Annotated in this window: 10 protein-coding genes; 7 read left to right on the top strand and 3 right to left on the bottom strand. The window is 63.5% G+C overall.

Going from position 1 to position 10,220, the window contains the following annotated elements:
* Positions 1-1,365, bottom strand: a 1,365-nt coding sequence (locus V7E26_RS16840) for an ABC transporter substrate-binding protein (protein WP_324417995.1), incomplete at its 3' end; no start/stop codon positions are given.
* 252 nt (positions 1,366-1,617) lie between these two features.
* A complete protein-coding gene (locus V7E26_RS16835; RefSeq protein ID WP_324417992.1) occupies positions 1,618-1,797 on the bottom strand; it encodes a DUF3072 domain-containing protein in 180 nt (59 codons plus the stop codon).
* Between the two features lie 110 nt (positions 1,798-1,907).
* Between V7E26_RS16835 and V7E26_RS16830 the strand changes: the two genes are divergently transcribed.
* Positions 1,908-2,198, top strand: a complete 291-nt coding sequence (locus V7E26_RS16830) for a hypothetical protein (protein WP_324417990.1) — start codon at positions 1,908-1,910, stop codon at positions 2,196-2,198.
* Positions 2,199-2,345: 147 nt separating this feature from the next.
* Entirely contained in the window at positions 2,346-2,573 is a 228-nt protein-coding gene (locus tag V7E26_RS16825; RefSeq protein WP_324417988.1) for a hypothetical protein, read from the top strand.
* Between the two features lie 26 nt (positions 2,574-2,599).
* Here V7E26_RS16825 and V7E26_RS16820 read toward each other — a convergent pair whose 3' ends face one another.
* Positions 2,600-4,528 (bottom strand): AsmA family protein, encoded by a 1,929-nt coding sequence (locus tag V7E26_RS16820; RefSeq protein ID WP_324417986.1) that lies wholly within the window; start codon positions 4,526-4,528, stop codon positions 2,600-2,602.
* Between the two features lie 472 nt (positions 4,529-5,000).
* On the opposite strand from V7E26_RS16820, the gene V7E26_RS16815 reads away from it, so the two are divergent.
* From V7E26_RS16815 to V7E26_RS16795, 5 genes are all read left to right on the top strand, one after another.
* Positions 5,001-8,261: a CHAT domain-containing protein gene (locus tag V7E26_RS16815; RefSeq protein ID WP_324417984.1), complete on the top strand. Its 3,261-nt coding sequence runs from the start codon at positions 5,001-5,003 to the stop codon at positions 8,259-8,261.
* Positions 8,262-8,291: 30 nt separating this feature from the next.
* Positions 8,292-8,741 (top strand): hypothetical protein, encoded by a 450-nt coding sequence (locus V7E26_RS16810; protein ID WP_324417982.1) that lies wholly within the window; start codon positions 8,292-8,294, stop codon positions 8,739-8,741.
* Between the two features lie 77 nt (positions 8,742-8,818).
* Entirely contained in the window at positions 8,819-8,944 is a 126-nt protein-coding gene (locus V7E26_RS16805) for a hypothetical protein (protein ID WP_324417980.1), read from the top strand.
* Between the two features lie 86 nt (positions 8,945-9,030).
* Positions 9,031-9,714, top strand: a complete 684-nt coding sequence (locus V7E26_RS16800; RefSeq protein ID WP_324417978.1) for a hypothetical protein — start codon at positions 9,031-9,033, stop codon at positions 9,712-9,714.
* Between the two features lie 82 nt (positions 9,715-9,796).
* Positions 9,797-10,220 (top strand): CoA transferase subunit A (locus tag V7E26_RS16795; protein ID WP_324417976.1); only part of this gene is annotated, 424 nt, incomplete at its 3' end.

Below are 10,220 nucleotides of genomic sequence, written 5' to 3'. Positions count from 1 at the left end.
GCGGGCGATCAGTTCGTCGACGGCCTTGTCGACCGGCACCTTCTCGCTCACCACGCGGTTCATCGCCTTGGCCCAGACGTTCTCGTTGTTGAGGATCGTGAACTTCCAGTTCTTGGTGAAGTCGAACGGCGTGGTACCGCCGGTGAACTGATTGTACACCGCCTTGCGATGCCGGTCAGCCTGCCAGAACGGGCTCTGCTGGCTGGCGGTGGTCACCGGGAACCAGCGGCCGAGCGCGCCCTCGATGTAGGGACGGAGGTTTTCTTCCTGCATCAGGAACTTGATGAACTCCTTGCCCTCGGCCTTGTTCTTGGCCGCCGTGAACATCAGTCCGGTCTTGACGTCGGAGCGGTACTTGATCGGCGTGCCGTCCGGCTTGTTCGGGAAGGACGAGGTGATGATGACCTCGTCATAGTTCTTCTTGCCGAGCGCGCGCTGCTCCGGCGTCAGCGCCGGGTTGTTGGCGTCGTCGAGCCATTTCGCCGCGATCGAAATCGTGAAGTTGTGCGTCATCACGATCGTCTTGTTGTGGAAGGCGACATTGTTGTCCGGGTCCTTCCAGGTGGTGGAGGAGGGCGGCGTGCAGCCCTTGATATAGGTATCGGTGTAGTCCTTCAGCGCCTTGATCAGGTTTTCCCGCACCTTGGGATCATCGACCAGCAGTTTGCCCTCGTCGTCGACCAGCTTGACGTTGTGGGCGTCCATGAAGGTGTAGAACGACTGGAAGCTGTCGGTGGATTCCACGCCCATTGGCTGGCCGACGGCGTAGATGCGCTGACCGGTGGCCTTGCGGATCGCGGGCTGCACCTTGTCGCACCAGAACGACCAGTAATCCTCCCACTTGGTCGGGATGTCGCTCTGCTTGAAGCCGGCCTGCTCCAGCATGTCCTGCCAGATCTGCACGTGCATGCTCTGCTGCTTCAGCGGGAAGCCGTAATAGGCGCGCTTCTTGGCGACGTCGTTATAGAGGTTGACGGTCTCCAGTGTGTTCGGCGCGAACGCCGACTTCATCGGCGTCATGATGTCGGAAAGATCTTCCAGCTTGCCTTCGAAGGCCCACTTGCCCTGCGCCTGCACGTCGTAGCTGTCGGAATAGGCGACGTCGGGCACGGTACCGGAATCCAGCGCCGCCACCGTCTTCGGAATCATGTCCTGGATGGCGTATTGCGACAGTTCGACCTTGATGCCGGTCTTGGCCTCGAACTTCTTGATCGCCTCGAGCAGGGCGTCGTCCTCGGACTTGTAGAAGCCCTTGCCGAACCAGACGGTGATGGTCTTCTGCTGCGCGAGCGCAGGTGCGGTGGCGTAAAACAGCCCGACGGCAGCCACGGCGAGCGAAAATGACTTTAGTCTCTTGGATATCACGTTTGTCTCCCTGAAAACGCCGGGCTTTTTAACCGGTTGGATAATGATAGCGCAACCATGCTGCTATATCCAGACGGCAAATCCCAGACTTCAGTAGGGGAGGCGCCGTTTGTGGCGTCATTGCGGGCGAAGCGATTGTCCGGCGAAAGCTCTGGCGGGGCGGACCTTGCGGGTGAAGTTGCTCGCGCAGGAATTCAGCAAAGCTGTCGCTCGCAACCATCCTCAATCCACGACGCGTGCGTAGCGGGATCTTCAAAACGAATTCGCCAGCTCGATCTCGGCCTTCAGCGCCGCAATGCGCCGCTCGGCCTCCTGTGCCGTCAGGTTCTTCTCGAACAGTATGGGCTGGTAGGCCTCGGCGCTGAGCGTTCGAAGTGTTGCCCGCTGGCGGGGCGTCATCGGGGCGTCCACCTGGTCGGGGAGGCGGGGCATCGAGAAACTCCAGAAATCCTGATCGGAGATTTTTTAACGAGACGCGGACTCTTAACTTGAAATTTGTTCTTTATTTGTTCTTATAGGCTGCAACCGCAGCGAGGTGGCCCATGGACAACAGGCTTAATAAAATACGTAATAAAATCAGAGCATTACGTGCAGATATGTTGATCGCGGAGGATAATATCCGCAAACGGGTCAATCGGGATGAGGACTGTTCGGAAGCCGCCACCCACCTGATGGCGATGCGCGGGGCCATGCTCGGCCTGATCGGCGAGCGGAACCGGCTCGGCGGCGAGGAGCGGCTGCTCAATGTCGACGAGCGGCTGAAACTGGATGTTCGTGCGCGTGCGGGCAGCAGGAAGTCCTCGACCCGGGCGCTCGACTGCCGTGTGCGATGATCCAATTCAGGGACTGCGCCTGCGGATCGCCGAGTTGGACAGGCTCATGCGCCAGCTCGATCACGCCGGACTGGACAATGTGCGGGCGCAGCTCCTGCTCGCGCGCATGCGAGCCGAGTTGAAAGACTTCATCGACAGGGGCCAGCCATGTCCGGATCGATCAGATGGTACGACCACGACGCGGATAACCCGCCATGGATAAGGGCGCTGGCGGAAGTCCGCATCATGGCGGCGCGGGAAGGCTGGTGCCACGCGCATGTCCAGGCGATCATCGTCGCGATCGATCAGTATGCCGAAGCGGCGCTGGGCAACCGCAGCTACTTTCTCAACAAGCCGTATGGTGCCGGTGGTAGCCGGAGCAATGACGTTCCTTAGTTGGGCGCCGACGGCAGGCTATGCGATCAATTCGACTTCGCGCCGTCGGCTGTCTCCGGCGCCGCCGGCTTCTGGCCGCCACCGGTGAAGCGCTCGATCACCGAGCGCACGGCATCGCGGGTCTTGCGGTCCTTCACCGCATCGAGCAGGGGCGCAGCGCCCGGCGAGCGGCGGATCAGGCTTTCCGGATCGGGAAATACCAGCGGATCGTCCCACGGGCCCTGGATCACGAAGGGCAGTTCAAAACCCTTGTCGCGGCCGCCTCCCGCAGCCTGGGTCAGGCTGGCGACGCCCTTGAGGTCATATTCGCGCGCGGGCACCGAGGCCGTGCCGGTCAAGGTCAGGCGCGTCGTCGGTCCGTCGACGCGCAGGTCCTCGACGGTCGCGATGCCGTCGTTGAATCGCACCGAGACGTTGAGATTGTCGTAGGGCGTCGAACCGCTGCGCAGATTGCCGCCGCCGGACAGCGGACGCCGCTCCAGCCGCTTCAGCAGTTGCTCGACATTGAAGCCCGCGATCGCGCCGTCATGGCCGGTCAGGGTCGCGGTGCCGTCGAGCGAGGAGGCGAGGCCGAACGGGCTGGTGCCCGACGCCACCAGCGACAGGCCGAGATTGCCGCGGCCGGACAGCCTGGTGATCCCGAACAATTCGCCGGCGCAGGTCTGCAGGTCGACATCGGCAAACTGGAGCTGCGCCTTGACGTCGGCCACCGTGTCCGAGCGCGCGATGGCGAGCGAACCCTTGGCGATGCCGCCATACATCTGCGCTTCGCCGATCGAAAGCGCCAGCGCACCATTGCGCAAATTGGCCCCGAATGCGGTGCGGCCGAGCTTGGTGGGACCGACCGTCACCCGCGCCGCCGACAGGCGCATGTCGAGATCGGTGGCGGAAAGCGACGACAGGTCGAACAATTGCCGGTTCCAGTCACGCGCGCCGCTCGCCAACAGGCGCACGGTCGAGATGTAGGGCGTGAAATCCAGATTGCCGGCGGCCAGCGTCGCCTGCAGCGTCTGACGGCCGTTATTGGCGACCGTCATCACGCCCTCGGCGACATTGCCGTCGAGCTCGACATTCACGTTGGTCAGCGCAACCGAGGCGCCGACCACATTGGCGCGGGCCTTCAGCGCAAAGCGGCCGAAGCCGCCGCTGCCCGGCACCTGCTGGCCCATCCAGCGCAGCGCGTTGCGCAGCGACACGCTGTCGACGGTAACAGTGCCTTCCATCATCAGGCTGGTGCGGTTGGCGACCGAGCCGTCAAAGGCGAGTTTCAGCGGCGCGCTGACCAGCCGCGCCTTCAGGCCCGAGCGGTCGCCCGAAAGCATCGCGACGAAATCGCTGGCGGAGATCGAGCCGTCGACGCGCTCGCCGCGGAAGTCGAACTGTCCGGTTGCGGCGAAGGAGCGCGAGATCGAGGGCCAGGCCAGCGAGAGGTCGATGTCGCCGAGCTGTTCCGTCACGTTGTTGGCGGCGTCCTCGTATTTCAGCACGCCGTCCTGAATCCGGATTTCGGAAAACGACACCTGGTTTTCCGCGCCGGGCTTCATCGTGCGTGCGATGCGCTCGACGAACGGGGTCCAGTTGCTCTCCCCGCCGGCTTCCCTGACGACGCGGATATGCGGTCGCAGCATCATGACGTCGGCGATCTCGAAGCGGCGCAGCAGCAACGGCAGCAGGCGCAGGTTGGCGGTCAGCACGTCGACCCGCAGCGCGGGATCGGTGGTGCCGCCGCCTTTCAGCCCGACATTGTGGAACGAGACGTAGCTGCCCGGAAACACCGAGACGTCGATCGCGCCTGACACGACCAGATCGAGCCCGGTGACGGCGCGGATCTGTGCCTCGACCGCCTGCCGGAGTGCATCGCGGTTGAGGAACCAGGAGGTTCCGATCAGGGTAAGCACGGCCACGCCGAACAGCGCCGCAATCGGCATCCCGAGGCGCTTCATTCCTTGGCCCATCGTCAATGACATATCCGGATCTGGTTAAACCGAAGTCGGGTGAACGCCACAGGGGTCTATCTTGATTAGGGCAGGGGACGCAAAGGTTAGCCCGTGCCAGTTCACACAACTTGAAGCGTTTTCTTGGCGCTTTCAAGGCTTTCCCCAGCCGGCTCCGCCAGGAGAGCACGACCCGAACGGCCTGCCCTAAGACCATACCATCCCGATGCGGCCAAGGGTTCCGAAAGGCCGAGAATCTCGTGGCGGCCCGGGAGAAACTTGCTAGTATTTCCCCATTGCACGGTATTAAATTTATTTAAAGGGGTCATCGATGGTCTTGGATTATCGCGCCCTTTCATTTCTCTTCCAGCCCACAAACTATCGCAGATATCCCGGCACTACTTCAAGATGCGTCATTTCGGCAGCTATCCTTGCAGTAACGGCCCCGGCCGCGCAGGCGCTAGGCGTCGAGGCGGCGGTGGAAAGTTGCCGGATGAGCGTCGGCCGCCCGATGGTTCAGGCGTGCGTGCGCGCCTCCGGCGGCATGGGATCTTTCGAAGCCTGCCGCGCCAAGGCCACGCCAGCCGTGCGCGCCTGCGTCAAGGCTGCGCTGGACAAGGCCAACGGCCGCGCCAATGTCGCTGTTGCCATTCCTGCCGAGGCCGCGCCCAAGGTGGTGCCGGATGGCGCGCAGCCGGCCGGCTTTGTCGCGCCGCCGCGAACGATCACCGACATCACCGCGATCCTGGACAGCGAGAAGCCCGACCTCAAGACGATCGAAAAGCTGAAGGCGAAGGCCGATGCCCAGCCGGGCAAGGAAACCGGCGAAGCCCTTGCGCAATTCTATTTCGATCGCGGCAATGCCCGCGCCCAGCTCGGCCGGCTCGCCGATTCCGTCGCCGACGCCTACAAGGCCGCGGAAGTCGGACGCGGGACGGTTTCCGCCCTCCTGATGGGAAGGTTTATCAACCTTGCTGCCCAGCAGCACGCCGCGGCCGGCGATCCAAAGAAGGCCGTTGAAGTGTATCAGCGACTGATACGCGAGACATCCAACCAGAGGGGGGCGAGGGGATTCCTGACCGGTGCCAACCGCGCGATCGCCGGCTTTCTGATCCAGATGGGCGATATCGGGCAGGCTGAAGCCTATCTGCGCCGCAGCCAGCCGTTGATTCAGGAAGGGCGGACCAGCGGCCATCCCTTGATGCGGGCGGCCTACAATACTTACGGCCAGAACTGGGAGGCCGAAGCCGAAATCGGCCGCGCCATGATTTTTGAAGCGCGGGGACAGTATCGCGACGCCGAGACTTCGTACAGACTCGGGGAAATGCGCAAACGAGCGGCGATCAAGCCGCTAATGGGCTCCGAGAGTCCGCCGTCCGAATCCAGCCTGCTGCTCGTCGTCGATTCTACCATCGTGAGCCAGGCCAGGGTGAAAGCGCGGCAAGGCCGGCTGCAGGAAGCCGAGGTCGATGCGCGCCGGGCCCTGCTCTCGCAGTTGAAGAATCAGGGCAAGTACAATCCGACCACGCCGCGCTTTATCAGCGGCCTCGCCGACATTCTCGTCGAGCAGGGCCGTTACGCCGAAGCGGAGCAACTGGTTCGGGTTTCCCTCGAGATCATCCAGACCGTGGGCATTGCCGAGGATTCGCTCTCGCGCGCGCAGCAGCTTTCGATGCTCGGCAATATCCTGAGCCTGCAGCGCAAGGGGCGGGAAGCGATTGCCGTATTCGCGCAGCTCGACAAGGCAACCGCCAACTGGGAGCCGGCGCGCCGGCAAAGTTTCGAACTCGGTGGCGGACGCATCACCTCGCTCTACAACTCCGGGCAGGTCGAGGCCGGCATTGCCGCCGCCGAGCAGCTTGTGAAGAAGCAGGTTTCCCGGGTCGGAGAAAATCATTCCGATACAGCCTTGGCACGCGGCATTCTGGCAGTCGGTCTGATGCGCGCCGGACGCGACGCGGAAGCGGCTCGCGAATTCCGCACCGCGATTCCGATGCTGATGGCATACTCCCGCGAGAACGCGGATGACGATACGACCGCCGTCGCTGCGCGTAACCTGCGCCTGCAGAATACCGTTGAGGCCTACCTCGTCATGCTGGCGCGCGAGAAGAACGCTTCTGGAGACATCGGCGCCGAGACCTTCAGCCTGGCCGACGCCGTTCGCGGTCACTCCGTGCAGCAGGCGCTCGCAGCCTCGAGCGCGCGCGCCGCGGCCAGCGATCCGGCGCTGGCCGTGCTGGTGCGCAAGGAGCAGGACCTCGGCAAGCAGATCAATGCGCAACTCGGCACGCTGAACAACGTGCTGTCGCTGTCATCGGCGGAACGGGACGAGAAGGGCGTGCAGGCGATCAACGCCTCGATCAACGCGCTGCGCGCCGGTCGCATCAAGGCGCGCCAGGAGATCAGCCAGCGCTTCCCGGCCTATGCCGATCTCGTCTCGCCGAAGCCGCCGTCGGTCGAGCAGATCAAGGCGACGCTGGTCGAAGGCGAGGCGATGCTGTCGTTCTATTTCGGACAGAACAACAGCTTCGTCTGGGCCGTGCCGAAGGACGGTCTGGTCGCGTTCGCCGCGATCAAGGCGAGCAGCGGCGACATCGAGAGCAAGGTGCGCAAGCTGCGCGAGGCGCTCGAGCCGCAGGCGGCGATGATTTCGGACATTCCGCCGTTCGATCTCAAGCTCGCCCATGAACTCTACTCACTGCTGCTGCAGCCGGTGGAGAGCGGCTGGCGGCCGGCGAAGAACCTGATCATGGTGACCAACGGCGCGCTCGGCCTGCTGCCGTTGTCGCTGTTGCCGACGGCGCCGTCCGAGGCTCGCAGCGACGACGATCCGCTGTTCGCGAGCTACAGGAACGTGCCGTGGCTGGCGCGGACCCACGCGGTCACCACCGTGCCTTCGGCGGCCGCGCTGCGCACCCTGCGGCAATTGCCGCCCGGCAAGGCGGGGCGCGGCGAATTGATCGCATTCGGCGATCCCTATTTCAGCAAGGAACAGGAAGCCGAGGCCAGCGCGGGCGAACAGGTCAGGGTTGCCGACGCCGGCGGCAATACCACGCGCGGGGTTCCGTTGAAGCGGCGCAACAGCGTCAAGCTCGACGGCGTCGACAGCGCCGAACTCGCGATGTTACCGCGGCTTCCGGACACGTCGGAGGAATTGAAGTCGATCGCGCTGGCGTTGCAGGCCGATCCGTCGAAGGTTCTGAATCTCGGCAAGCAGGCGAGCGAGCAGGCGGTCAAGACGATGAACCTGTCCGGGTTCAAGGTGCTGGCGTTCGCGACCCACGGCCTGGTGCCGGGCGAACTGAACGGCCTGTCGCAGCCGGCGCTGGCGTTGTCCTCACCCGCCGTGACCGGCGGCGATGGCGACGGGCTGCTCACCATGGAGGAAATTCTCGGGCTCAAGCTCGATGCCGACTGGGTGGTGCTGTCGGCCTGCAACACCGGTACCGGAACGGGCGCAGGCGCCGAGGCCGCCTCGGGCCTCGGCCGCGCCTTCTTTTACGCCGGCACCCGTGCGCTACTGGTGACCAACTGGTCGGTGCACTCGCAGTCGGCGCGCGAACTGGTGACCGACCTGTTCAGACGGCAGGCGCAGGACCCGAAATTGACGCGCGGCGAAGCGTTGCGGCAGGCGATGATGGCGCTGATCGACGGCCCCGGCTATGCCGGCGCCGACGGCAAGACCGAATTCGCCTATGCCCATCCGTTGTTCTGGGCGCCGTACACCATCATCGGCGATGGCGGTGTGCGATAGTAGGCAGGGAATAGCAGAGGAAGAACAATCGTGCGAAGTTGGAAACCGGGGTTGCTGCTGGCGAGTGTTGTAGTCATCACCGGATCGCTTTCGGCCAACGCCGGGCCGGTTCTGATCACCCCCGAAGAAGCAGCCTTGCCGCCGCCGAAAGGCGCCGTGGCAACCGAGCGGCGGGGGATCACGCGCGGACCCAAGGTCGACGTTGTGGCCAGCCCGGGAGAGATTCGATCTCCGATGCACTTCCAGTTGAAGTTCGAACCCTATGGCGGAGCCAAGATCGATCCCGACTCCGTCAAGGTCATCTATCTCCGCACCCCGAACGTCGATCTCACGCAGCGGATAAAAGCCTTTTTCAAGCCGACCGGAATCGACATACCCGAGGTCGAACTGCCGCCCGGCGAGCACATGGTGCGGGTCGACGTCAAGGACAGCGACGGCCGCATCGGGAGCACGAGTTTCGTCCTCAAGGTCGCGCCCTGAGTACGACCTGCCCATATTGCGCGCGGGAGAACCCGCCGGCGGCGCGTGTCTGCGGCTCCTGCTCGCGGGAAATTGCCGTGCCGGAAAAGCTGCTTGCGGAGCGTGACGAACTGGCGCGCAAGCGCGACGCGCTGCGGCTGGAAGTGGGCCAGGCGCGCGCCGAACTGGAAGCGCTCCGGCGAAACAGAAAACGATCTGCCTGATGGAATGCCCGTTCTGCGCCGAAACGATCAAGGATGAGGCGGTCGTCTGCAAGCATTGCTCGCGCGACCTGCGGATCGTGCGTCCCGTGATTGCCGAGATCCAGGAGATCGTCCTCGAACTGGAGGGGTTGCAGCGTGAACTCGGCCGCATCCGCGCGCGGATCGAACGGATTCGCTCGCCGGGCCATTTCTATATCGTTCACGCCCTGGCCTATATTTTCGTTCCTGTCATCCTGCTGGTCGTCGCGCACATCTTTGTCACCATCACATTGAATGTGAGCCCGCTCTATCTCCGCCTCGCCTCGGTGATAATCCCGCTGCCGTTCGGACTGCTTATCCGTGCGCGCCACAAGGTCGGCTTCCGCGGCGCCATACTGGTCGGGGTCCTGACCGCGGCAATCGCGGTGACGTGCATGCTGACCGTCACCGGATTCAACGATCATGTTCCGATCGTGCCCCGGACATGGGTCGAATGGCGGGAGGTAATTGAATATTCGCTGAGCATTGCGCTGTCATTCGTCACGGGGAACATTCTGGGATCGCTGATCTTCGAGATCTTGCCAAAGACGATGACGCGAGGCGGCGGCAAGCCCAATCCGGTGGCCTACAAGGTGGCCGGCCTGCTCGGTCAGCACGTCGGCGAGGAGCATCTCCGCCGCCGCGCGCGGACCATCCAGGACCTTATCACGACGTTGGGCCCGCTGCTCGGGGTGGTTGGGACCGCGGCCGGCTCCATATACGCGGGTCTGAAGGGTGTCATCGGCGGTTGAGCGCATTGACGCACCGCGGAAGATTCGCCTAATAATCCCATAATGTCGGCTTTCAGCCGCTCCCTCCATCAGGTCTTACTCCATGAACAAGGTTTATCCCGACGCCAAAGCGGCACTCGATGGCGTTCTCAAGGACGGCATGATGATCATGTCCGGCGGCTTCGGTCTGTGCGGTATCGCCGAAACCCTGTCGGACGCGATCCGCGATTCCGGCGTCAAGAATCTGACCGTCGTTTCCAATAATGCGGGCGTCGACGGCATCGGCCTCAGCCGCCTGCTGGAAACCAGGCAGATCAGGAAGATGATCTCGTCCTATGTCGGCGAGAACAAGCTGTTCGCGCAGCAATACCTCGCCGGCGAGCTGGAACTCGAATTCAACCCGCAGGGAACGCTGGCTGAGCGCATCCGCGCCGGCGGCGCGGGTATTCCGGCCTTCTACACCAAGACCGGTGTCGGCACGCTGATCGCCGAAGGCAAGGAAGTGAAGGAATTCGACGGCGAGAAAT

The organism is Bradyrhizobium sp. (genome assembly GCF_036735945.1).
Taxonomy (GTDB): domain Bacteria; phylum Pseudomonadota; class Alphaproteobacteria; order Rhizobiales; family Xanthobacteraceae; genus Bradyrhizobium.
The sequence above is the reverse complement of the archived record's forward strand: the minus strand, read 5'-3'. Positions and strand labels throughout refer to the sequence as shown.